Source organism: Paenibacillus sp. FSL K6-1096 (assembly GCF_037977055.1).
In the GTDB taxonomy this organism is placed as follows: Bacteria; Bacillota; Bacilli; order Paenibacillales; family Paenibacillaceae; genus Paenibacillus_AQ.
On record NZ_CP150274.1, the window covers coordinates 7,060,465 to 7,084,982 of the forward strand.

Below are 24,518 nucleotides of genomic sequence, written 5' to 3' on the forward strand. Positions count from 1 at the left end.
ATCCTAAGCAATGAAGTAAGATAAGCCGATAGCTAAAGAAAGAAGAATATGAGTGGGAGAGAGAAACTCTTGGACAATCATTCTTTGAAGCAGCAAATGAAATTGAAGAACTTCTTTATATTGGCGGGAGTATTATTAGCGGCTCTATCAGGTTTGCGTATATTGTGGATGGGGTTATTTGGTGATTTACAACATGAGCCTTTAAACAATGGGGAACTCCATTTGCGTGATTGGAATGCGGAGGACGGGAAGATTGTTTTGCTTGACGGAGAATGGGAATTCTATCCTTCCCAATGGCTTCAGGATGGAAAAAAGCAGGGGGTGGATGAGCCAAGCTTGATTCAAGTCCCGGGAGGATGGAATGATGCGATGCATGCGGGGACGTCGACGCCATACGGGTTCGGCTCGTACCGCTTGCGGATCTATGTGAACCCGGAACAGAAACTGAACTATAGCATTCGTCTGCCAAGCATACGCACTGCATCAGAAGTATACATAAACGGCCGGTTAGTGGCTAATTCCGGGAAGGTAGCAGATTCGAAAGAAGGCTCTAATGCCAGGAATCTTCCCTATTATACGTCTTTTACAGCAGATGAAGATGGTGTTATTGACCTCGTGATTCAGGCATCCAATTATGTGGATAGCCGGAGCGGCGGCATTGTCCGTTCCGTTAAGTTCGGGTCAGAAAGAGCCATTGCTCAAGAGATTAAGATTTCGGTCTCAATGCAGGTGCTTACATCGGTTATCTTTCTGATTCACTCTGCTTATGCGTTTATATTATACCTGCTGGGCAGCAAGCAGAAAAAGCTGCTGTATTTCTCTTTGTTGACATTCTTGTTGACTCTGAGCAGCACATTAAGCAGTGATGAGAAGCTTTTCCATCAAATCATTTATATAGGAGAATATTGGGATTTTTGGATATCGAATGCGGCTTATATGATTGGAAGCTATGCCTTGCTGGAATGTACCAATCATCGTGAAATCGCCGTGTGGAACAGGATTTATCCTGTGTTCAGAATCTTGATCCTGGGGACCGCAGGTGCCACGTTATTATTGAGTACGGATCAATTAACCGCAATCTTTCCACTGATCAATCTGCTAGTAGGGATCGCAGTAGTTATTGCCATCATTGCAATCTGCAGAACAGTGGTCAAGGACATGAGAGGGAATTTACTATTATTATTCTCTATTCTGGCATTAATTCATCATGTGATTTGGATGCTTTTCTGGCGGGAGAAAGGGTATAGCATTGTATTTTATCCGTTCGACCTGGTGATTTCAATGGGATGCTTGGCCTCCGTATGGTTCAAAAATTATTTCAATATGTATAAGAACACGAACGAGCTTGCAACAGCCTTGCAAAGAATGAATGATCATAAAGATCAATTCCTGGCGAATACCTCACATGAATTCAGAAATCCGCTTCATAGCATCCTCAACCTGGCGCAATCCATTCAGAGGAGGGAAGGGGCTGTTATGCAGGACAGAAGCATTAAAGAACTTGAAACTATCTATTCAGTAGGACGCCGCTTGAACTTGATTTTAAACGATTTAATGGATGTAATGAGCTTGCGGGAAGGAAATCCCCGTATTCACCTGCAAGTTATACCCATTCAGCCGATCGTCACAGGAGTCATCGATATGCTGCAAGTAAATGCGGAAGCAAAGTCTATAACCATTACCAATCTGATTCCAGAAGACTTCCCGCCTGTTCATGCGGACGAGAACCGGATCATTCAAATCGTCTTCAATTTAATTCATAATGCTGTGAAATATACAAATGAAGGAGTTATTTCAATTTCTGCTTATCAACAGGCAGGCCGGGCATATATCGTTATTGCGGATACTGGAATCGGAATGGATGAATACATGCTTAAACGCGTTTTCCTTCCATATGAGCAAGCCAACACCAAAGAGACTATGATTGAAGGCGGCTTTGGGCTGGGATTGAGCATAAGCAAACAATTGGTTGAGCTTCACGGTGGAACATTAGAGGCAAAATCTGTTCAAGGAGAGGGAACACAATTGATATTCTCCTTAAAACTGGCTGATCCGCAGGCGGAGAGTGCGATAACGAAATCCCGTGAAGTCTTGCCACTAGATGTTGTGAACGCTCAGGAACAACTTCCTGTGGACATGACCCGGATGGTTTCGAACCACCCGGCGCTGTTAATTATTGACGATGATCCCGTGAATCTTCAAGTGCTTGAAGCCATCCTGCCGCCAGACGACTATGCTGTAACAACGACAACGAGTGCCAAACATGCGTTGGCTGTGCTGAATACGCAGGAATGGGATCTGGTCATCTCCGATATTATGATGCCAATGATGTCCGGGTATGAACTGACACGAAGAATTCGTGAGCAGTACACCTTCACAGAGCTTCCAGTGCTGCTGCTTACGGCACGAAGCCAGCCGCAGGATATTCAAAGCGGTTATCAGGCTGGAGCAAATGATTATGTAACGAAGCCGGTGGAGGCAATAGAACTTAAATTGAGAATAAAGGCGCTAATTACAATTAAACAATCAATCCGGGAGCAGCTGCGGTTAGAGGCAGGATGGCTGCAAGCGCAAATTCAGCCTCATTTTTTGTTTAATGCCTTGAATGCTATATCAGCGTTGAGCGATATTAATCTGGATAAGATGCGTGATTTGCTTGATGAGTTCACTAATTATTTGCGTAATAAATTTAAATTTCACAACATGGACAGTCTTGTTCCGGTTGAAGAGGAATTAAGTTTAGTGCGTTCTTATTTGTATATTGAACAGGTCCGGTATGAAGATAGGCTGCAGGTTATTTGGAAAATGGATGATTATGGAAGCCTTAGAGTCCCGTTTCTCTCCATTCAGCCTCTTGTTGAGAATGCCATTAAACATGGAATCATGAAGCGTAAGCGCGGGGGCAGCATTCAGATACGAATCACAGTTATGAAGACGCATGCAGAGATTACTGTTGAGGATGACGGGGATGGAATGAATGAGTTACAGTTGCAACGAATACTGGAGAGAAATCCAGACAGTAGTTCCGGCGTCGGATTAATCAACACGGATCAGCGCCTTAAAAGGCATTTCGGGACGGGCCTTAATATCCTAAGCACGCCGGATGAAGGAACAGCAGTAACATTTCAAGTTCCGCTAAAAAGGGAAGAAGGGAGTAAAAAATTATGAAGCTATCTATCACCGTCCGCCGGATGCGCTCCGAAGACATTGCAAGAATACATGAGGGCCTGGCCCCGCATGATGTCAGCAAACCACTAAGCTATATTGAACAGTGCTGGCGAGAAAATGAGCAAGAAGAACAGCGCCTCACCCTTATCGCTTGGCAGGGAAGTGAGTTTGCCGGCTGGGGACATGTCGTGTATGCGTCCAGCTATCCTTATTTTGCGGAGAAGCGTATTCCCGAGATTCAGAATCTCGATGTGGTTCCCCCTTTGCGCAAATGCGGCATTGGCAGTGTGTTAATGGAGGCGCTTGAGGCTGAAGTATTCGCCAGGTATGATTCGGTCGGCATCGGATTCGGACTATATGACAGCTACGGTACGGCCCAAAGGCTGTACGTCAAACGGGGTTATATCCCGGATGGGCGGGGACTCATGTACGATAACCAGCCCGTGGTTCCCGGAAGCCAGGTGTGGGTGGATGATGAGCTTACTTTATTTTTGGTGAAATCAAGGCAGCGCTAGATGTTATTCTTAATACAGCGGCAGTCAGGGCGTTTGGGTCCGGGCGGCCGCTGTTTTGGTATGGGGTGCCACCGTTACAAGCTTTGCAGGAAATCGTAATATTGGTTGTCAAAGTAAACCACGAACAGATTTTTCACGGGACTGGTTCTGGGGGCTACCACGTAATCGATTAGGGCCGATTTTTCATTGTATTCACTATGTGCCTTTACAGCAGCATCAGCAGAATCGTACACATAAATTACCATGATATTTCCGTTGTTCAGCTCAAGCGTCTTCGGCTCAACCCCGTTGAGGACCAGATTAGATTTTTCGGAGCTTTCTTCGGGCTGTAATTTAAGCTTCTTCAGGGACCGGATCACATCTTCATAAGCGACGATGTTTTTATTCGCGGGCGGTTGATCATTGCTGGAGGCGAAGGAACAACCAGCGATTAGAACGACAATGACTAATGGCAGCAGCCACGCAAAAGCACGTTTCATATATAGATCAGCTCCTTTTCCTAACTTAGTATGTACGGCATCTAACTGTATTTCCTGTTTGTGTCTGTCAACGCATTCTCCCGGATCGTATTCAACTCTTCAGCGCTGAACAATCCGGCCTGGTACAGATTGATGAACTCATCTGACACACTCTGGTCAAAAATAATCATATCATCGCTGTTCAGCGTGACCTTAACGCCATAATCGTAAAGTTTGCGGATCGGATGTGACGAATAACTGGCCACCCGGGAGAGCATCAAATTGCTTGTGGGGCACACGTTCAGTTGGATGCGATGATCCGCCAGCCAGTTCATGATCTCTGGAGAATCCGCGGCTGCAATTCCGTGCTGCACCTGATCTAGCTCCAGTTCCTCTACCGCCTGCTTCACCAGATCGGATGTCCCAAACTCTCCAACATGCGCTTTTAGAATCAGCCCCTTGTCCTTCGCCATGCGGAACACCCGTTTAAACCCGGGAACAGCAAGCTCATCTCCGAAGATGTCGAGGGATTTGAAATAATTATGCTCCAGATATTGTTCCAGCTTCTCACAGGTTGCTTGGATCGGCGTATGGGTGAGGAAGGCAAGCTCCGGGACAAAATGAAGCTCTGGCGCAAACCGCCGGTGGATGCTCTGGATCGTCTGAATCAGTGCTGCTATAGAGCCATCGAACCACTCTTCTTCTCCTATGGTCACACTCATATGCAGTAATTGAACCCCGTCTGTCTTCGCTTGGACAAAAGCTGCCTCAATCCGCTTCTCATAACCGCTCCGCCCGGGCAGTAAAGGCTTGATGTGGCGGGCATTCCACCGGTTCATCTCCCCAAGATCCGTAAAGGTGGGACATTCCGGTATTGCTGTACCGCACCAGGCTGTAATGTAGCGTTTGTTGCCACCCCGGGTGATATGGTTGTGCAGATCGCCTTTGGGCACTTGCCGGACCCCTTCCAGATCGTTCTCTTCCAACGCTGTGATGAACTGCTGTTTCATGCCGTTGTCCTCCTATGGTTTGGGTTTCAAACAACTAACCAAGAGCAATATCATCATACGGTACGTACCTGTCAGGCTGAATTTCTGCATACACTCTCAGATGTGTCACTGTCCAGACTGGGAAAGGTGTTAATTCTGTTTTTGCGAGTGCTTCCATCTCTAAGAGTTCAGTATCCTTCATACCCCATCGGGTCTGGCCTAAGGTCAGGTGAGGGAGGTAGCTATCCAGTTCAAAATAACGGGTGATCAGCTCAGGCGGCGGAGAGACGGCTTTAACCAGACTTCTGTGCAATTCTAATAACTGCTGTGACTGCACACCTAAGCCTATAACAGAATCCCCAAGGAATATCGGTGAAGTCAATGATAACTCAAACTTTGTAAAAGTTGAGCAAGCCTTTTTTACATACTGCATCCAATCTAAATCTGAATACAAACCGCCCTGAGATTTTACAGTAATATGAGGTTCAACAATCTGTGACAGGCAGTTGCTAGGCCAGTGGTTTTGAAACTGGAGGATTTTTGCGGAATATTCAGGTGGCGGCACGATGCCTATAAAATATTGCAATCCTATCACCTTTCTTTTTTATTACGTATATATTGGGATAACTTCACTCTACCACGGTTTACAATTTATGGACACAGAGTTAAACAAACTGAAACTTTTAAACTGGCAGATTCGTCTATTATGGATGTTGTGAGTGACAAGAACTAACTATTATGAGTTTGTTTAGGGAGGATTTCAGAAGTGAGCTCTTTACCACAACGTTCCACTGTCCGCAGGAAGAAGAAGCCGGCGCCGAAGCCGAAGCGTAAGAAAAGAGGGTTCTTCCGCACACTTTTCAGAGTGTTCATGTTCTGCATCATATTGCTGATCGCCGCCGGGGGCTGGCTGTATTTCGCGCCGTCTGCCAAGAATACCCGCTTTCTGATCGCGGATACGCTGATTACGACCCAGCACCGGCACTGGGCCAAATATATCATCGGGGAAGATGAGCTGCAGCACCGGGTCAGTGATTACACGAAACGGTTCGAGGAGATGGGCGACGAGGTAGATACCCATGAGATCGCGCCGGAGCCGGAGACTGTAGTTGAGCAGAAGCCGCTTGTCCAGATTGAAGAGGTTACGGGCAGCGGGTACAGCGGTTATGTAATGATTGTGAATGATCCCAAGAAGGTGCGGCTGGGTGTGCCAAGCAAAATCGGGTCCGGTGAAAAGGTGTCCAGCATGGTCGCGCGGACGGGGGCAATCGCCGGGGTGAACGGCGGCGGCTTCGCCGACCCAAACTGGAAGGGCAATGGCTTCAAGCCGATTGGCGTAGTGATCTCGCAAGGCAAGCTGTTCTATAACGGCTTGGGCGGCAAGAAGTCCACGCAGATTGTCGGCATCGATAAGGAAGGCAAGATGATTGCCGGGAATTACACCCTGGAGCAGCTCAGCAAAATGGGCGTGCAGGAGGCGGTGACTTTTCAGCCGCGGATTATCGTGAACGGCAAGGGCCAGATCAAGAATGCAGCGGAAGGCTGGGGCATTGCGCCAAGAACGGCGATGGGGCAACGCGCAGACGGTGCGCTATTATTCGTTGTAATCGACGGGCGGCAGCCGGGCTACAGCATCGGGGCGAACCTCTATGATGTACAGCAGATTATGCTGAAGCATGGAGCGGTCATCGCAGCCAATCTGGATGGCGGCTCATCGACCGTGCTGGTGAAGGACAACGAGATCGTCAACAAGCCGTCTTCGCAATACGGGGAACGTTATCTGCCTACGGCATTCCTGGTGTTTGAGGACCCGGAGAATGCGAAGATCAAGAACATCTGGGAAGGGCTCGACCCGGCCAAGATCGATGCAGGCAAAAAGCGCACCCAATAGCCGAAAGCTGCTGTAGATTAGATGTGGCAGGTATGCTAGGATAACAAGTACATTGTGATGTAGATGAAACTGTTGGCGAATGCCTTGATTTTTGAGGGGGGGAAAGGTTTGACTTTGCAGCAGCTCCGCTATGCAATCGAGATTGCGAACAGCGGTTCCATGAATGAAGCGGCCAAACGGCTGTTTGTGTCGCAGCCCAGCCTCTCGAATGCGATCAAGGAGTTGGAGAATGAGCTGGGGATTACGATTTTTGAACGCAATAACCGGGGGATCAGCATCTCGGCGGAAGGCGTGGAGTTCCTGGGCTATGCCCGCCAGATTATCGAACAGACGGAATTCATGGAGAACCGATATACCGGCAAAAAGCGCAGCCCGATCTACTTCTCAGTCTCAACCCAGCACTATGCCTTCGTTACGGATGCCTTCCTGAGACTGATGAAGGAGCGCAAGGTGGCGGAGTACAATTTCAGCCTGAGAGAGACGCAGACGTATGAGATTATTGAGGATGTGCGCACTCTGCGCAGTGATATCGGCATCCTCTATATCAATGAGAGCAATTATAAGATCATGAACAAGCTGTTCAGTGACGGGAACCTGAAGTTCACCCCGCTGTTCAACACCAATCCTCATCTCTATGTACGGGCTGGACATGCGCTGGCGGGCAAAGAGAGGGTTACTCAGGAGGATATTCAAGGGTATCCGTACATTACTTTTGAGCAGGGGGATAATAACTCGCTTCATTTCTCCGAGGAGATGCTTAGCTTCACGCAGATAGAGAAGAATATTAAGGTTACGGACCGGGCCACTCTGACGCATCTTCTGCTGGGCAGCGATTCGTACACGGTGGGCACGGGGATTATGGCCTCTGAGCTGAATGATGCGGGGCTTACGACGGTTCCTTTTGACAGCACGGAGGTGTTCTCTGTCGGTTGGATCGCCCATAAGGACCGCAAGCCGAGCGAGATCATGTCCGCCTATATTGATATTCTGAATGATCTGGTATCGGGCAATTATTTCGAGCTTGAATCTTTCTTACTATAAAGAGCAGGAGGGACGTATGAGCAGTCCAGTGACCGGAACGACCAGAAATGCACCGCCCTTCCGCTACGACATTGTCGGGAGCTTCCTGCGTACAGACGAGATCAAGAATGCGCGCAGCTTGTATGCACAAGGCGAGCTTACAGCCGGACAGTTGGCGGAGATTGAGAATATAGAGATTGGCAAGCTGCTTCAGCAGGAGAAGGCGCTTGGGCTGAAGGCTGTCACAGACGGCGAATTCCGCCGTTCCTGGTGGCATCTGGATTTCTTCCTCGGGATTGAAGGGACAGGTAAGATTACGCTTGGCCCTCCAGGCGCTCCCAAGGAGCAGACGAACCGGGCCGAGAGCTTCAGGATTACCGGTAAAATCGCCTTCGGAAACCATCCCATGGTCGCAGAATTCCGCACGTTGCAGCTGATGGCCGGAGACACATTGGCCAAAATGACGATTCCGTCCCCGGCACTGTTTCATTTCGTGCAGGAGTATAACGGGAATGAAATCTATTCGGATACCGAAACGCTGTATGGCGATATTATCCAGGTCTACAGGAGTGCGATTCAGGCATTCTATGATGCGGGCTGCCGCTACCTCCAGTTGGACGATACCACCTGGGGCACGCTGTGCAGCGGACGGCATCGTGCGCACCTGCGCAGCAGGGGCATTGATCCCGACCAGCTTGCGAGAGATTACGTCCGGCTGATCAATGAGAGCATAGCAGACCGTCCGGCAGATATGACGATTGCCCTGCATGTGTGCCGGGGGAACCTGCGCTCAACCTGGTTCGCGGCGGGCGGGTACGGGCCGGTTGCCGAGGAGCTTTTCGCCAATGCGGCCGTAGATGCGTTCTTCCTCGAATACGACAATGAACGCTCCGGCGACTTCGAGCCGCTGCGCTTCATCAAGGACCAGTTCGTCGTGCTGGGGCTGGTGACCACTAAGCATGGCGGCCTGGAGAGCAAGGAGCAACTCATCGCCCGCATCGAAGAAGCCGCACAGTATGTGGACATCAACAAGCTGTGTCTAAGCACACAATGCGGCTTCGCCTCCACGGAGGAAGGCAATATTCTGACTGAAGAAGAGCAGTGGGACAAGCTGCGGCTGGTGATTGAGACGGCGAATGAGGTGTGGGTGTAGGGTAGTGGGGAGAAAAGAGGGTTGCCGGGGGTGGCGATCCTCTTTTTTGACGTTGCTATTCTTTTTGTATACTATTGAGAGCTTTTTGTATTTTCACTCCATACTCTGTTTCGTTTAGCTTGGGTGTTCGAGTCTTTGAATCTACCAGGGAGTAATACAGGACTAAATAATTTCCAGATTGGTAGATAATTGGTGCGTGGGAACTAAGAAACTGAATACTTTCTTCAAATTGTTTTTCTCCACGTTTTCGTTGCTCCTCCGATTCAAAATTGTAAACTTGTATGATTTCCTCATTGCTCAGTTTATAGCTAACTGGCTGAATACCCTCTAATATCTGATCTTTAGAAGATTCAATTTGTGTAATGTTTTTTTCAAGAGAAATGATGGCTTCGTTCACGTTAGGATATTTCTCCTGAGAAGAACAAGCGATAAGGAATAGAAAGATAAATAAAATGGCAAGTGAATTATTTTTCATGGTAGTCCTCCTTCTTAGAAAAAAAGTAAATACAAGATAAACATATTATATTGGATGTAGTATCTTCATATTCATTGTTGCCCACATAATTAAACCAAGCCAAATATATTTCCAGTACTTCGTTAACCTCTTTGGAATCGAGAATTCCATTAATTTAATTAGCCAGTGCATAAAGTGTTATTTATAGGCCGAAATAACAAGATATTCTCATTATACATGATTATGATTAAAAAATTTGTCGAAAAAACATTACTTATATACTATAGAAAAAAATACTATGGAAAAATATACTATTAAATGACATTAAATCAAAAAAAGGACCGAAAAGGAGGAGGCTTTATGAGTTTGAAGAAATACCTAACTACTGGAGTTATAACAGTTGCAGTTTTTTGTGCAGGGGCATTGACGGCATTCGCAGGTTATAATAGTAATTTTAGTTTTCCACAATCGACTTATGAATCTATGGTTAAAACATCGGGCAATTATTATTATCTGGCGGCTGCAACTCGTAATTATAACTGTTTAGGATATGCGTTAGGTGATACAAATAACTGGGTTTGGCCATGGGGAGGAAGTAACCCTACACTGCAACAAGCTAATAATTACATGACTTCCCAAATGTATAATCCGTATCCGTATAGTTCTGGCGCCTCCAATGTAAAGATCATTGCATATGGTACATCTACAAGTAATGTAACTCATTTTTCTAAAGCTGAAGGGACTAACTACTCTAATGCAAAATGGGGGCAGTTAGAAAGATTACAATCTTTAGGATGGGACCCATACACATCAAATGTATATGGGTCCGCATTACAAGTTTATAAGTAGTAAATAAAATACTTGAGGTGATAAGAATGAATAAGAAAATATTAGTCGGAATTTTCGTCCTCGGCTTTATTGTTAGTTCTTCTTTATATGCGGTACGTGCAAATGCATCTGTTGAGAAAAAAATTGACGAAAACCTTAATGTATTGGCCACCCAATTGCAAGCGGAAATCGATAATAAAACTGAGCTTGCCATGAGTAGTAATCCTTATGATTTTATCAAAAATAGCGAAGAATATACTAATATTGTGAACATCGGACCGGATGCTATTCCAATTTTGGAAAAGAAAATTGATGAAAGCGAGGGAAGCGGTCTGTTTGATTACATTTTTGCGGCTGCTATTGAGGAGATTTCAAAAGTTGATTTGAAAGAAGATCAAAGTACCGCTTGGGCTTATGGTGATAAATTTTCTGAAAAATGGAAGATTAAATTGAGTACTCTTCCTGAACAAGTTAAAAAAATTGCTAATTCTGAATTATCTGAAGATGAGAAAATCAATTCTCTGACTAAGCTTGGTCTACCGGCAATTCCATTTATTATTGATCAAGTAGAGGCTGGTAAAACCGAACTCTTTCCAGTAGTTCTGTCTTTGGTTCCAGATAGTCAAGCTAAATCTCTGACAGCTATTGACGAAGTGCAATGGGCAAAGGAAAATAAGGATAAATTTGATGATCTCAAAAAATATGTCTTATCCAAAAATAATGAGTGATTCTTTTTATATAAGACTTAATTAAGTCCATAAAATCTAAAACAAGGTAGTTCCTCAGTTACAGAGGCACTGCCTTGTTTTCATTCTTAATATGACTAATTGAATGTAACCTACTACTAGGCATCTGCATTTTTGATTGATGATCATTATCAGGGAAAGGGTTGTGTCGAAAGAGCGATGGTACAGCTAATCTAATATATGCGAGACAGGGGATGTACACAGTTAATGATCAGTCATAGACCTGACGCCCCGGCATCACGCCGCTGCTTCCAAGCCTCATACCGGCGGGTGAGCCTCTTCGTGTGTGGGGTAATTCTCATAGACCGGGTTTGCGGTCTTACGGTCAGCGTACAGGTGCCCCTTGATGAGATTGATGAGCCAGACTCCATGACCTTCGGATAGTACCAGATGCCTGTAGTCCTTGAAGGTTATTTCTGCTTGGTTAGGATGCGTTCTTGTTCGCTCATTGTGATCTCCTTCCTGCAACTAATGAGAGTTCTATATAGCGTTTAGTATAACAAATAAGATAGGCTACCTTAAGCTTGTACATTGACAGAACCTTCCTTCTGGAGTAAAATTGCCCGTAACAACTTACAGCGACAAGCGATGAAGAGAAGAGTAGGCAGGCAAGCAGCGTTCACAGAGAGCCCCTTCGTGGTGAAAGGGGGCAGCGAAGCGTCTGATCCGAATAAAGTCTCCGAGCTGCATAGAGAATCGGGCACTGTTGTCCGAGGATGGTATGCCGGGATCTCCCGTTACAGAGATAGGGTATAAGCGTCATGGCCGTACCCGAAGAGGCGGATGAGGCAACTTGTCCGTGAACAGAGGTGGTACCACGAAGCTTATCCAAGCTCTCGTCCTCAAGATAACAATCTTGAGGGCGGGAGCTTTTTTGATTTATTTAGGAAACTATAGCTTCTTCCTGCTGTGGGAAAGGTGTGAGTACATTTGTGAAAAAGAGTCTTGGACAGATTCGTAGAGTGGCTTTAATGCCGAATGTGACTGAAGGCTGAATGTATGTGAAAAACGGTATACATTGTATTCGCAAGCAGGCACACGGCCTGAATGTATGTGAAAAACAGCATACATTGTGCTCGCATGCAGACATATGGACCAAATGTATGTGAAAAACAGTATAGCATTGTGCTCGCAAGCAGACGTATGGTCCAAACGTATGTGAAAAACAGCATACATTGTGTTCGCGCCAAGGTAATCTTATTCAACCTTTAGGGTGATTCTGTTCAAATATCAGAATTTATATGTTGCACACGATAACTTATCCTTATATTTCTTGCTGAAACGGGTGCCGTCTTTAAAAAGGACGGCAAAGCCGTTTCTGCTTGCTTGGTTCAATTTATATCAACAGTAGAGGTGATTTACATGCATTGGGCAGAAAGAATAGCAAGCCGGTTAATCTCGGAACACCCGCAGAGGCAGACTTATGTGTGCGCATCAGGAATCAGTCCGTCCGGCTCCGTTCACATCGGGAATTTCCGTGAGATTGTCACGACTTCGTTTGTGGCGAAGGCGCTGCGGCGGGCGGGGAAGGAGGTGCGGTTTATTTTCTCATGGGATGATTTCGACCGGTTCCGCAAAGTTCCGGCACACATAGACCCCGGCTTCGCTCAGTATATCGGGCTTCCGTATTCACAGGTGCCTTGTCCGTATGGCTGCCATGCTTCGTATGCGGAGCATTTCGAGAAGGAGTTCGAGCAGGCGCTCCAGGTGTTCGGAATTGAGCCGGAATTCATCTATCAGAGCCGGGAATACCAGTCGGGCCGCTATCATCCGCACATTCTGCACGCACTGCGCCGCCGGGAGGAAATCTATGATATTCTGATGTCCTTCAAGACAGGTGACAGTTCTACGGAGGAACGCTCGACGTTCTATCCGATCCATCTATACTGCCGGGAATGCGGCAAAGACTCGACAACCATTCGGGGATTCGACGATCAGGCGGAGACGGTGGCTTACCGCTGTGCTTGTGGTCATACAGATAACGTTCATATTTCGCAGGCGGACAACATCAAGCTGCATTGGAAAATCGACTGGCCGATGCGCTGGCAGGAGGAGCAGGTGGTGTTTGAGCCGGGCGGCCGGGATCATTCGTCGGAGACGGGGAGCTACAATGTCGCGTCTGTGATTGCTGAACGGATCTTCGGGTATCGTCCTCCGGTGTATGAGCCTTATGAATTCATCAGCATCAAAGGCAGTTACGCCAAAATGTCCAGCTCCTCCGGGAACAATTACACGCCTGACGATCTGCTCCGCATCTATGCGCCGGAGAATATTCTGTTCCTGTTCGCCAAATACCAGCCGGATGCTGCTTTTCATATTGGGCTGGATGAGGATGTGCTGCGCAATTATTCAGAGTATGAGCGTTATACGGCGGGGGCAGCGGCAGGCACCATAATCGGCGATCTGGCGGATGCGCTTCAGTTGTCCCAATTGAATCCTCCTGCCGGAAGCTCCGTAAGCTTCGGTCAGGTGTCCAGTCTGCTTCCGCTGGTGGGCTTCGACCGGGCGCTTTTGCGGAGTATTCTCGGAAGAAACGGCGAAGTTGTTGACGAACTGCTGCTTCAGCAGACAGCGGACCGGGCAGAGTACTGGATCAAAAACTGGATGCCGCACAAGCTGGTCACGATTCAGACCTCACCCAACTATGCGTATTATCATACCCTTAGCGCAGAGGAGCTGAGATGGCTGCGCAGCCTCTGTTCGCTTGTGAGGAAGGGCGGCCTGGACGAAGCCGAGTTCATGTCGGCGATCTATGCCATCTGCCGTCACGAAGACAAGAAGACTATGCGCAGCCAGCAAAAAAGGCTGTTCACCATCGTCTACCAGCTGGTGCTTCGTGCGGACGAAGGCCCGCGGCTGTCTTGGCTGATTCAGGCGGCGGGGACGGAGCGGATGCTGAATTTGCTGGATTTGTGAAGGACCTTGGACGGCCCTTTACGGGATCGATTGAACAGAGGTATAATATACAGGACTGTTTTTAATCAAATGTTGGAAAGCGAGCGGTTAACGATATGGGTCGTAAATGGAATAATATTAAGGAAAAGAAAGCATCCAAGGATGCGAATACAAGTAAGGTCTACGCCAAGTTCGGGGTAGAGATCTATGTTGCGGCGAAGAAGGGCGAGCCTGATCCGGAATCCAACCGGGCGCTGAAGGTCGTACTGGAGCGCGCTAAGACATATAACGTACCGAAGGCGATCATTGACCGTGCCCTGGAGAAAGCTAAAGGCAGCGGCGACGAGAACTACGTGGAGCTGCGTTACGAAGGCTTCGGTCCGAACGGCTCAATGGTGGTGGTCGATGCGCTGACCAATAATGTGAACCGTACAGCTCCGCTGGTCCGCTCCACGTTCAGCAAGAATGGCGGCAACATGGGCGTCAGCGGTTCGGTTACGTATATGTTCGATCCTACGGCAGTTATCGGGGTCGAAGGCAAGACAGCGGATGAGGTCATGGAGCTGCTGATCGAGGCCGATCTGGATGTGCGCGATGTGCTGGAAGAGGACGAGGCTGTCATCGTGTACGCCGAGCCCGACCAGTTCCATGCGGTGCAGGAAGCCTTCCGCGGCGCAGGCGTTACAGATTTCACCGTAGCTGAGCTGACGCTGCTGCCGCAGAACTATGTGGCGATCCCTGAGGATGCCCAGGCACAGTTCGAGAAGCTGATCGATGCGCTTGAAGAGCTGGACGATGTGCAGCAGGTCTACCATAACGTAGATTCGGAAGAATAATATAGCAGCATTCTTAGAATAAGCGGGCAGGCCAGTAACCAGGCTTGTCCGCTTGTTGCTGTTTGTTCTGTGCAGGGGAGTGAGGAGGAGCGGAGTTGGAAGAATCCAGATTGCTGAGTGTAGTACATCTATTTTTGATCCGGGACGGCCAGGTCCTGCTGCTGAGACGTAAGAATACAGGACGTCATGACGGAGAATACGGACTGCCGGCAGGGAGGCTGGAGAGAGGTGAGCAGCTGCATGAGGCTGCGATCCGTGAAGCCTATGAGGAATGCGGGGCTGTTATCGAAGCCACAGACCTTGCCATGCTCGGAACGATGCATATCCGTGAGCTTGGAAGCGAGCGGATTGATTTCTTCTTCAGTGTAGAGAAGTGGAGTGGTGAGATCTGCAACATGGAGCCTGATAAATGTGATGATCTCCGCTGGTTCCCGGCAAATGCTTGTCCTGAGAATGTGATTCCTTATGTCCGGGAAGCCTGGTCTGCATTCAGGGGCGGTGCCTGGTTCTCTTCTTATGGCTGGGGCTAACAATACTTACATACATAGCAGGGGGGCAATACCTGATGGAAGATTGGACAATAGGCATGATTCTAATATTGGTGATTTGCGGGTTTCTGGCCGGATTCATTGATTCGGTCGTGGGCGGCGGCGGGCTGATTGCGATTCCGGCACTGCTGGCGGCGGGCATTCCGCTGCATTTGCTGCTGGGCAGCAATAAGCTGGCGGGGACACTGTGTTCCTTGACCAGCACAGCCTCCTTCGTGCGTTCCGGCAAAATCAATATGAAGCTGGCCCGAAAGCTGATTCCGTTATCCGTAATCGGTGCGGCGGCGGGGACGCTGACCGTCCGGCAGGTGCCTTCAGAATTTCTGAAGCCGATGGTGATCGTGATGCTGATCGTCATTACCATCTATACGCTGTTCAAAAAATCCTGGGGAGACGTCTCGACCTTCTCCGCCAAGAGCAGCACGCTGCGTCTGGCCGGCCTGGCGGCAGCCCTGCTGATCGGCTTTTATGACGGGTTCTTTGGCCCGGGGACAGGGTCTTTTCTGATTTTCGCTTTTCTGATGATGGGGTTTGAATTCGTGACTGCGGCCGGCAATGCCAAAATCCTGAATCTCGCCAGCAATGTCACCAGCCTGCTGACGTTCATTGCGTTGGGCTCGGTCAGCTACACGTATGGGCTGATGCTGGGGATTCCGATGGTCATCGGGGCTATTGTTGGCTCCAGGCTGGCGATCCGCAAAGGAGCGGCATATATCCGTCCGCTGTTCATTGCGGTCACGGTCCTATTGATCGGCAAACAAATATGGGATACGATTCACTAAACAGAATAATTGGAGTGGAAGACATGGACATCAGGAAGATAGATAAAGAAGAGGCATGGAAGCTGAGACATGAAGTGATGTGGCCGGAGCGTGAGCCGGATTATATCAAGCTTGACGATGATGATAAAGGGGTGCATTACGGGCTGTACCAGGGGGAGCGTCTGGTCTCCGTGTTATCCCTGTTCATTAACGGCACAGAAGCACAGCTCCGCAAATTTGCCACCCTGGAGCTGGAGCAGGGCCTGGGCTATGGCACCCGGCTGCTGAAGGCGGTGCTGGAGGAGGCGGAGCAGGCCGGGGTCCGGCGGATTTTTTGCAATGCCAGAACCTATAAAGCAGGCTTCTACAAGAAATTCGGCATGCAGACGACCAATCAGGTATTCAGCAAGGGCGGCAAGGACTATGTAGTGATGGAGAAATTCCTCGGGCCTGCCGCAGACGATAACGGAGGAGCTTAACAATGACCCGGAAGCTATATTATGATTCTGCTTATATTAAGGATTGGAGTACCACAATAACGTCCGCCGCCGAGCGTGAAGACGGGGTCTATGTGACGCTTGCCGAGACGGCCTTTTATCCGCATGGCGGCGGACAGCCTTGTGATACAGGGTACATAGGTGAAATGGCGGTGCTGGATGTGGTACTGGAGGGTCAGGAGGTATACCATAAGTTAGCGCAGCTTCCAGAGCAGACAGAGGTGAATTGCCGGCTGGACTGGAGCCGCAGATTCGATCATATGCAGCAGCACAGCGGCCAGCATCTGCTGTCAGCCGTCTTTCGCGAGCTGTATCAGGCCATGACACTCAGCTTCCACCTGGGCAGTGACTATGCCACCATTGACCTTGAATTGACTGAGCTGTCGGCGGCGCAGATGGCCGAAGCTGAGCAGGAGGTGAACCGCCAGATTTACCTGAATCACTCCATTGTCAGCTATTTCGTTACCGCTGAGGAGATGGCGAAGCTGCCGCTGGTGAAGCTGCCCAAGGTGACCGAGGATATCCGGATTGTCGAGATTGAGGGTGTAGAGCATAATGCCTGCGGGGGAACCCATGTCTCAGCGACAGGGGCCATTGGTATGATCAAGCTGCTGCGCTGTGACAAGCAGAAGGGGCATGTGCGGGTTACCTTCAAATGCGGGAGCCGGGCGTTGGCGGAGTTCAACGATCAGACCAGAGTGCTTGGCGAGTTGTCAGCCAAGTTCAACACCGGCAAGGAAGAGATTATGGACCGGATCGGCAAATGGGAGCAGGAGCAGAAGCTGCTGGTGGCGGAGCTGGCTGCGGTGAAGGAGCAGAATGACACCTATCTGGCGCAGGAGCTGTTAGCCGCTGCGGAAGCAGACAGCAAGGTAATCCGCCATATTTCGGATACCAGAGTGCTTAAGGATCTGCAGGGTCTTGCAAGCAAGCTGACGGAGCGGACCGATCTTCCGGTGCTGCTGCTGAGCGCGGTGGAGAACAAGGCCGTGCTTGCGCATAGCGGGGCGTCGGCGTTCTCGTGCGGAGCGTTCTTCAAGGCGCATTTGGGCGAATATCAGGGCAAAGGCGGAGGCAGCGGCAAGCTGGCCCAGGCCGGATTCCCGTCATGGGAGGCGGCCGTGGCTTTCTATGAGTTTGCCGCGCAGCAGGTTTAATCGAAGAGGGTATAGGAGCTATGGAGTTTTTGCGGCCGTAGCTCTTTTTTTTGTGGGCGGGAAGGTTGGCGATGTGACTTATATGAAGGACCGCATCCTCTCTGCTATGATGTTCTTGTGCTGCGATATTGAGCAAAATTCATGCAAGGAGGGGAACGCATTGAATGGGCTAATTGAACTGATACCGGAGGAATATCCTGCGGTCTATGATTTTTACAACGTTAAAAAGCAGCATCTTCCCGCCTTATCCGTCCTGCTGGAGAACTACCCCGGGCGGGTATTTGCCGATCATACCGAAGCGCCAACACTGGCAGTGGTCTGGGCTACGGGGAGATGGATGTATGCTGCCGGAGATATCCGTACGGAGATCAACCGGATGAAGCTGGAGAACTTTTTGCAGTCGGTTGTTGTCCCAGAATGCCGGCACAGGCGAGAGAACTGGTTCGAGATTTATACGGATGAAGAAGAGGCTTGGACGGCACTGTTTACGCGCGGGCTGGCGGGACTTAAAGTGGACAAACATCTGGAATCGGTCTATGAATTCAACCGTGAACGCTTCTATCAGAGGAACAATAGAGTTGCTGCGGACTCCTTAGATGCTGATGCTGAAGTAACTGTCAACTATGAGGAATTTCCGCTTCTGGGTTCGCAGGTTCATGGTACGTCTGCAAGAAATGACAGGTTCAGTGGGCTAACTGCCACCGGTGCTGTGGTGAAGGTGCAGGATCAGGTCATCTCCATCTGTAAAAATAACGGCTTCATCGTAAATAACAGGTACTTCATTGATGTGGATACTTTTGCAGAAGCGGAGCGCGGTAAGGGCTATGCTACGCTCGCAGCGGCGTCGCTAATTAACCATTATCTGGCCCAGGGAATGGTCCCCTTATGGGAAACTACGCATGAGAACATCGCTTCACATAAGCTCGCGCTGAGGCTTGGATTCGAGCCGGTGGAGAACTATCCGGTGTTTGCTTTTGTGATGGAAGGATAACGGTATCTGTTAACCCAAAAGGAGCGGTAATGATGAAGAGATTAGTGATCCTGACGATCGGTAAAACGCACAGCGGGAAGACCACGTTCGCCAGAGCTTTAGAACAACGCTTAACGGAGTCGCTTGTGATTGACCGCGATGATATTGCAGAGTTTATCAACACTCGATATACAAATATGCTGCCCAAACAGGGAGCCAATACGCTCAAGGATGCTCTTACCCGGACGATCGTGGACCATGCCGTCCATCAGTCGGAGCAGCATCTCATCCTGTGTAACGCGAACCGCAATAAGGAAGGCCGCTTGAGTCTGCTCGACTGGTTTCACCAGAAGGGATTTGTTAGTATTCTTGTCTATTTCGATCTTCCCGACGAGATGCTGTATTCACGAACAGCGGGTAGCCAGCGAAGTACAGCGATTCTTACAAAATCAGCCAGCTTCAATGTACTGCTGGATCGGCAAATTGCGGATTCGCAGAAAGGACTGGCGCAGCCGCCAACCGGGAGTGAGGCGGAGCATCTGTTTGTCATCCGCGACAGCAATGAAGTTCCTGACATTATTGAGAAGATCGTTCAGATTGCGCAGAGCTTATAAAGGTTGTGGCCGATATCGGTTGTTTGGGAAATGGCTTAACGCTGTGGATACCGGCTACGGGTCGAATATATGTGAAAAACCGATCACATTGGGCGCTTCGAAGGCACATGGACCAAATGTAATCGAAAAACCGACTACATCGGGCGCTGCGAAGGCACGTGAACGAAATGTAATCGAAAAACCGATTACATTGGGCGTGGCTTAGGCGCGTGGGCGAAATGTAATCGAAAAACCGATTACATTGGGCGTGGCGGAGGCACATGGGCGGAATGTAATCGAAAAACCGATCACATTGGGAAGTGCGGAGGCGCGTGGACGAAAAGTAATCGCTGAACTGGACCTGGCCGTTCAAACCCTTCATAATAAGAAGAGTTGTGAACGGTTCCACGGATGGGGCATCGCCGGAGGCCGTTCTGGATCAGGAATATTGTGCGTTAACCACACTAATTCATAAACGGAGGGTTCTTAAGATGAGATACCGCAAGCTGGGCAATACCGGTCTGTCTGTAAGCGAGGTCAGCTTTGGCACATGGGCGATTGGCGGGGACTGGGGGAGCAGCCGGGATGAGGATGGGCTGAAGGGCCTTCAGCTCGCGATGGAGCAGGGTGTGAATTTCTTTGATACTGCCGATGTCTATGGCGGGGGCCATGCTGAGGAGCTGCTGGCGAAGGCGACCCGCGGGAAGCACGATGAGGTACATATTGCCACGAAGTTCTGCCGGGCAGGGGATATCCATGACCCGGAGACGTACTCTGCACGCAGCATCAGTCAGTATTGCGAGCAGAGCCTGCGGCGGCTGGAGCGGGAAGCGATTGACCTGTATCAGGTCCATTGTCCGCCGATTGAGATTCTGCGGGATGGCCGTGTCTTCGAGGCGCTGGACCAGTTGAAGGCCGAGGGCAAAATCCGCCATTACGGCGTAAGCGTAGAGACCATCGAAGAAGGGCTGCTCTGCCTGGAGTATCCGGGGGTGGAAGCGCTCCAGGTGATCTTTAATCTGTTCCGACAGCAGCCGGCCCAGGAGCTGCTGCCGAAGGCGGCAGAGAAAGGCGCAGGAATCCTGGTGCGCCTGCCTCTGGCCAGCGGGCTGCTGACCGGCAAGTTCAAAGCGGACAGCACCTTCCAGGCGAATGACCACCGCAGCTTCAATGCGAACGGTGAGCAGTTCAACGTGGGTGAGACCTTCGCCGGACTGCCTTTTGTCACTGGAGTGGAGCTGGCCAGCAAGCTGGAATGGATCGCGCAAGGACGCGGCAATATGGCCCGGGCGTCGATGCGCTGGATTCTGGAGCATCCGGCGGTAAGCTGTGTCATTCCGGGCTTCAAGAATGAGGCACAGGTGGAGGATAATCTGGCTACGCTTACGGTTCCGGGATACAGCTTCACTGAGATGGAGCGTCTCGGTATCTTTTATCAGACAGAGGTTGTTCCGCATATCCGTGGAGGGGTGTAGCTATACCATATGAATAATGTAACCGTCGGATTGCTTGCTCATGTAGATGCGGGTAAGACGACCTTCGCAGAACAGTTGCTATACCATACCGCAGCGATCCGCCGCAGGGGGCGGGTGGACCATCAGGATTCCTTCATGGATACGCATGAGATTGAGAAATCGCGCGGAATCACGGTGTTCGCGGACCAGGCAGAATTCACCTATAGGGACTCCCGTTATTTCCTGCTGGACACTCCGGGCCATGTGGATTTCTCCCCTGAGATGGAGCGCTGCCTGCAGGTGCTGGACTATGCCGTTGTGATTCTCAGCGCGGTGGAGGGGGTGCAGAGTCATACCGAGACCCTCTGGCAATTGCTGCGCCAGCACCGGATTCCGGTCTTGTTCTTCATTAACAAAACCGACCGGGCAGGCAGTGACCCCGTCCGTGTCCTGGAGGAGATCCGGCAGCTGCTCAGCCCGCATGCCTTGCTGCTGCCGCAGCAGCCGGAGGCGGCCTGGACCGATGAAGCGAAGGCGTTCCTGGCGGAGCGTAACGAGTCCCTGCTGGAGCGTTATCTGGAAGGAACGCTGCCGGACAGCGATTGCCGGAGTGCGCTGAGGACGATGGTGAAGCGCGGCGAGATTTTTCCGTGTATGCAAGGTTCTGCACTGCTTGACCAGGGCGTGGAGGAGTTCCTGCAATACCTGGATGCGATTGCGTTCACGGAGTATGATTACCGGCAGTCTTTTGGAGGAAGGGTCTACAAGATCCGCCATGATGCCAGAGGTACGCGAATTACTTACATCAAAGCGCTTCAAGGGGTGCTGAAGAACAGGGACAGCTTGGCTTACGGACCTGGGCCTGAGCGCAGCTCCGAAAGGGTAACCGCCATCCGTAAATATAACGGGACAGACTATAGCGTTGCGGATTGGGCTGCTGCCGGAGAGCTGTTCGCGGTGGTGGGACTCAGCGGCGCACTTCCGGGCGAAGGGGTCGGAGAATGCAGGGGAACGCTGGAAGGCGGCTTAACCCCTACTTTGAAGTCGAAGGTACTGTTCGAGCCGCCGGTGCATCTCAAGGAGCTGATGCAGGTGTTCGGGCAGCTTGGTGCAGAAGATCCTTCCCTGAACGTCAGCTGGGAGGAAGCACTGCAGGAACTGCATATTCATGTGATGGGCAATATTCAGCTGGAGATTCTGGAGCAGATTGTGGCGGAGCGGTTCGGTCTGCGGATTGCTTTTGGTCCGCCGGAGATTCTCTATAAGGAGACGATTACCGGCCGGGTCTATGGCTGCGGGCACTTCGAGCCGCTCGGCCACTATGCCGAGGTGCATCTGCTGCTGGAGGCGGGGGAGCGCGGCAGCGGGATTACATTCATTAATCAGTGTCATCCCGATGATCTGGCTGTAGGGTATCAACATCAGATTGGGCAGCTCGTGCTGGAGAGCGGCCACCACGGCCTGCTGACCGGTTCACCGCTGACCGACCTGAAGGTTACACTGCTCAGCGGGAGGGCGCATAACAAGCATACCAGCGGCGGTGACTTCCGCGAGGCCACCCACCGCGCTTTGCGTCAGGGGCTGGAGCAGGCGGAGAATGTGCTGCTGGAGCCGGTCTATGAGCTGAGAATCCGGATAGATTCGGCCGATGTGGGCAAGGTTATGAGTGACATCCAGCAGGCGGGCGGCTCGTTCGAGCCTCCTGAGCTGACGGAGTCCAAGGCGGTGATTACCGGAACCGCCCCGGTAGCCAGCTTCATGAACTACGGGGCGCGATTGGCCTCGATGACACAAGGCAAAGGCTCGCTATCGCTTAGAGTTGCGGGTTATCAGTCCTGTCATCAAGCTGAAGCGGTTATACAGCAGCGCAATTACAACAAGAATGCAGACCCGGCCTACACATCGGCCTCAATCTTCTGCGCCAAGGGCGAAGGCTATACGGTGCCGTGGGAGGAAGCAGCCCGGCATATGCATATTACAACCATACAGCGGGGGAATACTAATAATGAGCGCAATTATTGATAAAATAGCCTGGATCTATGTCGTAGACGGCAAGGTGCTGGGCGCACGGTCCCAGGGGAAGGACACGTATTATTTCCCGGGAGGCAAGCGGGAGACAGGCGAGAGCGACGCCGAGACCCTGATCCGCGAGATCCGGGAGGAGCTGTCCGTCGAAATTCTGCCGGAGACCATTGCCGAATTCGGAGTTTTTGAAGCTCCGGCACATGGCAAGGCAGAGGGTATCCTTGTGCGGATGACCTGCCTGACCGCCGGATTCACCGGAGAGCTGGCTCCGGCTTCGGAAATCGAGGAGCTGGCCTGGTTAACCTCTGAGGACCAGGACCGCGTATCGGCAGTCAGCGTTCTCATTATGGATAAGCTGCGGGAGATGAAGCTGATTTCCTGAGAATATAGCCTAAGACAAGCCCGTTTCAAGCCGGCATCCGGCCTGAAGCGGGCTTGTCGTCTCTTTGACAGACTGGAGCGGGGCAGCGGATTAGAGAAGCTTTTGCAATTTAGGACATATGTCCTTCCCGAATCGGCCGAACTGGCTTTTAATTAGAACTGACAAGTGGAGTAGAGGAGAGATAGACAGATGAAAGGAATACTGTTCGCATTTCTGGCCGGGGCGTGTATTACGCTGCAAGGGGTGGCCAATGCCAAAATCAGCACGGATATCGGCACATGGCAGGCAGCAACGATCACTCAGCTGACCGGATTCATTATGGCGCTGGCCATTGCACTGGCAGTCCGGGACGGGAAGAAGCGGGGCTTCCGTAAGGCAGGTCCGTTGTATCTGACAGGGGGCGCTTATGCTGCATTCATTATCTTCAGTGAGGTGACAGCTATTAAGAGCATCGGGGTGACTCTGACCATCTCCGCCCTGCTGATTGCCCAGCTCTGCCTGACGTTCGTAATTGACAGCAGAGGCTGGTTCGGCGTTGCCCGGCAGAAGATGAAGACCCCGCAATTCATCGGGATCGGGCTGATGGTTCTCGGTGTTATTGTACTAAAGTTCTAATGGAGATTGAGGAAGGGAGCAACAAATATGTTAACAGGAATTCTACTGTCGCTGATTGCGGGTGCGCTGGTCAGCTTGCAGAATATTTTTAACGCCAAGGTCAATGAACATACAGGCTCCTGGACGACCACCACACTGGTGCTGGGGATGGGCTTCGCCGCTTCTCTGGTTATGGGGCTGATTATGGAAGGGGAAAATATGTTCACGCTGCAGCATATGCAGCCTTGGTACTGGTTCAGCGGAATGATTGGGGTGGGAGTCGTGATCTGCCTGGTGCAGGCCACCCGAATTCTTGGTGCAACCTATGCCATATCCATCGTACTTACTTCCCAGCTTGGCTTCGCCTTGCTCTGGGATTCCATGGGCTGGCTCGGGTTGGCGAAGGTTCCGTTCTCGTTCAACCAGCTGTTCGGCGTGCTGATCATTGTCGGCGGCATTCTGGTCTTCAAGCTCGGCGGCAGCAGTCAAGACAAGGAGCCCGCCAGCGCTCCCGGTTCTGGCAAGCAGCAGAGTGTGCTGCCTACGAAGTAACGGAGCGGGGAACGCACGGACGGATTGAGTGC

At 50.5% G+C, this 24,518-nt stretch carries 24 protein-coding genes and 1 other annotated feature; of the genes, 20 read left to right on the forward strand and 4 right to left on the reverse strand.

Annotated elements, in window-relative coordinates:
* The first annotated feature begins 96 nt into the window (after positions 1 to 96).
* Complete coding sequence (locus tag MHI24_RS30995) at positions 97 to 3,168, forward strand: ATP-binding protein (RefSeq protein ID WP_340026846.1); 3,072 nt, start codon at positions 97 to 99, stop codon at positions 3,166 to 3,168.
* Positions 3,165 to 3,683: a GNAT family N-acetyltransferase gene (locus tag MHI24_RS31000; protein ID WP_340023400.1), complete on the forward strand. Its 519-nt coding sequence runs from the start codon at positions 3,165 to 3,167 to the stop codon at positions 3,681 to 3,683. Before MHI24_RS30995 ends, MHI24_RS31000 begins: the two co-directional genes overlap by 4 nt.
* Positions 3,684 to 3,757: 74 nt before the next feature.
* Here MHI24_RS31000 and MHI24_RS31005 read toward each other — a convergent pair whose 3' ends face one another.
* From MHI24_RS31005 to MHI24_RS31015, 3 genes are read right to left on the reverse strand one after another with little or no spacing between them, the layout of a single operon-like run.
* Positions 3,758 to 4,162 carry a hypothetical protein gene (locus MHI24_RS31005; RefSeq protein ID WP_340023401.1) on the reverse strand — a complete coding sequence of 135 codons (405 nt, stop codon included), beginning with the start codon at positions 4,160 to 4,162 and terminating at the stop codon, positions 3,758 to 3,760.
* A 41-nt stretch (positions 4,163 to 4,203) separates the two neighbouring features.
* Positions 4,204 to 5,151 carry a hypothetical protein gene (locus MHI24_RS31010; RefSeq protein WP_340023402.1) on the reverse strand — a complete coding sequence of 316 codons (948 nt, stop codon included), beginning with the start codon at positions 5,149 to 5,151 and terminating at the stop codon, positions 4,204 to 4,206.
* A gap of 34 nt (positions 5,152 to 5,185) precedes the next feature.
* Positions 5,186 to 5,716 (reverse strand): 2'-5' RNA ligase family protein, encoded by a 531-nt coding sequence (locus MHI24_RS31015; RefSeq protein WP_340023403.1) that lies wholly within the window; start codon positions 5,714 to 5,716, stop codon positions 5,186 to 5,188.
* A gap of 171 nt (positions 5,717 to 5,887) precedes the next feature.
* On the opposite strand from MHI24_RS31015, the gene MHI24_RS31020 reads away from it, so the two are divergent.
* From MHI24_RS31020 to MHI24_RS31030, 3 genes are all read left to right on the forward strand, one after another.
* Positions 5,888 to 7,021, forward strand: a complete 1,134-nt coding sequence (locus tag MHI24_RS31020) for a phosphodiester glycosidase family protein (RefSeq protein ID WP_340026847.1) — start codon at positions 5,888 to 5,890, stop codon at positions 7,019 to 7,021.
* Positions 7,022 to 7,129: 108 nt separating this feature from the next.
* Complete coding sequence (locus tag MHI24_RS31025; protein WP_340023404.1) at positions 7,130 to 8,062, forward strand: LysR family transcriptional regulator; 933 nt, start codon at positions 7,130 to 7,132, stop codon at positions 8,060 to 8,062.
* 16 nt (positions 8,063 to 8,078) lie between these two features.
* Positions 8,079 to 9,194 carry a 5-methyltetrahydropteroyltriglutamate--homocysteine S-methyltransferase gene (locus MHI24_RS31030; protein WP_340023405.1) on the forward strand — a complete coding sequence of 372 codons (1,116 nt, stop codon included), beginning with the start codon at positions 8,079 to 8,081 and terminating at the stop codon, positions 9,192 to 9,194.
* Positions 9,195 to 9,249: 55 nt separating this feature from the next.
* Here MHI24_RS31030 and MHI24_RS31035 read toward each other — a convergent pair whose 3' ends face one another.
* Entirely contained in the window at positions 9,250 to 9,669 is a 420-nt protein-coding gene (locus MHI24_RS31035) for a hypothetical protein (protein WP_340023406.1), read from the reverse strand.
* A 339-nt stretch (positions 9,670 to 10,008) separates the two neighbouring features.
* On the opposite strand from MHI24_RS31035, the gene MHI24_RS31040 reads away from it, so the two are divergent.
* The 15 genes from MHI24_RS31040 (at position 10,009) to MHI24_RS31110 (ending at position 24,486) form a co-directional block, all read left to right on the forward strand.
* On the forward strand, positions 10,009 to 10,497 hold the full coding sequence (locus MHI24_RS31040) for a hypothetical protein (protein ID WP_340023407.1): 489 nt from the start codon (positions 10,009 to 10,011) through the stop codon (positions 10,495 to 10,497).
* Between the two features lie 26 nt (positions 10,498 to 10,523).
* Positions 10,524 to 11,204, forward strand: a complete 681-nt coding sequence (locus MHI24_RS31045) for a hypothetical protein (RefSeq protein ID WP_340023408.1) — start codon at positions 10,524 to 10,526, stop codon at positions 11,202 to 11,204.
* 597 nt (positions 11,205 to 11,801) lie between these two features.
* Positions 11,802 to 12,069, forward strand: a binding site (T-box leader).
* A gap of 515 nt (positions 12,070 to 12,584) precedes the next feature.
* Positions 12,585 to 14,138, forward strand: coding sequence for a lysine--tRNA ligase (lysS, locus tag MHI24_RS31050; RefSeq protein WP_340023409.1), 1,554 nt, complete (start codon positions 12,585 to 12,587; stop codon positions 14,136 to 14,138).
* Between the two features lie 95 nt (positions 14,139 to 14,233).
* The gene (locus tag MHI24_RS31055) at positions 14,234 to 14,953 is read left to right on the forward strand and encodes a YebC/PmpR family DNA-binding transcriptional regulator (RefSeq protein ID WP_340023410.1); all 720 of its coding nucleotides are present in this window, start codon (positions 14,234 to 14,236) and stop codon (positions 14,951 to 14,953) included.
* Positions 14,954 to 15,048: 95 nt separating this feature from the next.
* On the forward strand, positions 15,049 to 15,483 hold the full coding sequence (locus MHI24_RS31060) for an NUDIX domain-containing protein (protein WP_340023411.1): 435 nt from the start codon (positions 15,049 to 15,051) through the stop codon (positions 15,481 to 15,483).
* Positions 15,484 to 15,518: 35 nt separating this feature from the next.
* Complete coding sequence (locus tag MHI24_RS31065) at positions 15,519 to 16,283, forward strand: TSUP family transporter (protein ID WP_340023412.1); 765 nt, start codon at positions 15,519 to 15,521, stop codon at positions 16,281 to 16,283.
* Between the two features lie 23 nt (positions 16,284 to 16,306).
* A complete protein-coding gene (locus MHI24_RS31070) occupies positions 16,307 to 16,741 on the forward strand; it encodes a GNAT family N-acetyltransferase (RefSeq protein ID WP_340023413.1) in 435 nt (144 codons plus the stop codon).
* 2 nt (positions 16,742 to 16,743) lie between these two features.
* Positions 16,744 to 17,916, forward strand: a complete 1,173-nt coding sequence (locus MHI24_RS31075) for a DHHA1 domain-containing protein (RefSeq protein ID WP_340023414.1) — start codon at positions 16,744 to 16,746, stop codon at positions 17,914 to 17,916.
* A gap of 160 nt (positions 17,917 to 18,076) precedes the next feature.
* Positions 18,077 to 18,907: a GNAT family N-acetyltransferase gene (locus MHI24_RS31080; RefSeq protein WP_340023415.1), complete on the forward strand. Its 831-nt coding sequence runs from the start codon at positions 18,077 to 18,079 to the stop codon at positions 18,905 to 18,907.
* A gap of 32 nt (positions 18,908 to 18,939) precedes the next feature.
* A complete protein-coding gene (locus tag MHI24_RS31085; RefSeq protein WP_340026848.1) occupies positions 18,940 to 19,500 on the forward strand; it encodes an AAA family ATPase in 561 nt (186 codons plus the stop codon).
* A 470-nt stretch (positions 19,501 to 19,970) separates the two neighbouring features.
* A complete protein-coding gene (locus MHI24_RS31090) occupies positions 19,971 to 20,954 on the forward strand; it encodes an aldo/keto reductase (RefSeq protein ID WP_340023416.1) in 984 nt (327 codons plus the stop codon).
* 9 nt (positions 20,955 to 20,963) lie between these two features.
* Positions 20,964 to 22,955 (forward strand): translation factor GTPase family protein, encoded by a 1,992-nt coding sequence (locus tag MHI24_RS31095; RefSeq protein ID WP_340023418.1) that lies wholly within the window; start codon positions 20,964 to 20,966, stop codon positions 22,953 to 22,955.
* A complete protein-coding gene (locus MHI24_RS31100) occupies positions 22,939 to 23,340 on the forward strand; it encodes an NUDIX domain-containing protein (protein WP_340023419.1) in 402 nt (133 codons plus the stop codon). Before MHI24_RS31095 ends, MHI24_RS31100 begins: the two co-directional genes overlap by 17 nt.
* Positions 23,341 to 23,529: 189 nt before the next feature.
* Positions 23,530 to 23,955, forward strand: coding sequence for a DMT family transporter (locus MHI24_RS31105; RefSeq protein ID WP_340023420.1), 426 nt, complete (start codon positions 23,530 to 23,532; stop codon positions 23,953 to 23,955).
* A gap of 27 nt (positions 23,956 to 23,982) precedes the next feature.
* Positions 23,983 to 24,486, forward strand: coding sequence for a DMT family transporter (locus MHI24_RS31110; RefSeq protein WP_340023421.1), 504 nt, complete (start codon positions 23,983 to 23,985; stop codon positions 24,484 to 24,486).
* Positions 24,487 to 24,518: the final 32 nt, after the last annotated feature.